Annotated in this window: 1 protein-coding gene; it reads right to left on the bottom strand. The window is 46.4% G+C overall.

The window, feature by feature from the left end; translation table 11 throughout:
- A partial coding sequence (locus tag A3761_RS06335) for a DUF5011 domain-containing protein (RefSeq protein ID WP_156491673.1) occupies positions 1–690 on the bottom strand: 690 nt, incomplete at both ends.

The following is a 690-nucleotide window of genomic DNA, read 5'->3' as shown; positions in this document are numbered from 1 at the left end:
GGTAGTATCGGTGACGATTACTGTTCGCGTAAGCTGTACGGCATTGTTCCCAGCTGCATCACTTACGTCATAGCTAATTACATATGTTCCAGTCGCAAGAGGGTTGACTGTTCCGCTTGAAATAATACTGGAGCTCAGGTCGCCATCAATATTATCTGTCGCACTTGCGCCTGCATCGGTATAGCTTGAGCCAAGTTCAATATTTACGGTTGTGTTGCCAATTAGAGTTATCATTGGTGCAGTAAAGTCGCCGACATTAACTGTTCGGACTTGTTGTACGGCAGGGTTTCCACCAGAGTCTGTCACATCGTAAGTGACCGTGTATGTGCCTGCGACATTTTCATTCACGTTATTAATGGTGACAATTGCTGCGCTAAGCGTAGCGTCATCATCGACTACGTCTGATGCAGTCGCACCCGGGTCGGTGTAAATTGTATTTAGCTCATGATTAAGTGGGTTGGCACCAGACATGGTGATGGTTGGTGCGCCAGTATCGGCAACGTTTACAGTTCTATTAACCGTGGTTGCGGCATTGCCTGCTGCATCAGAAACGTTATATGACAAGATATAAGCGCCGACAGTGTTGGCATCTACTGAGCCGGTAACTCCAATATTTGCTGAAATATCACCATCAATATTATCTGAGGCGATAGCGCCTGGATCGAGGAATATGGTGCCTACTTCATGATT

It is taken from the genome of Oleiphilus sp. HI0123, from assembly GCF_001635315.1.
This window is presented reverse-complemented; position numbering and strand designations above follow the sequence as displayed.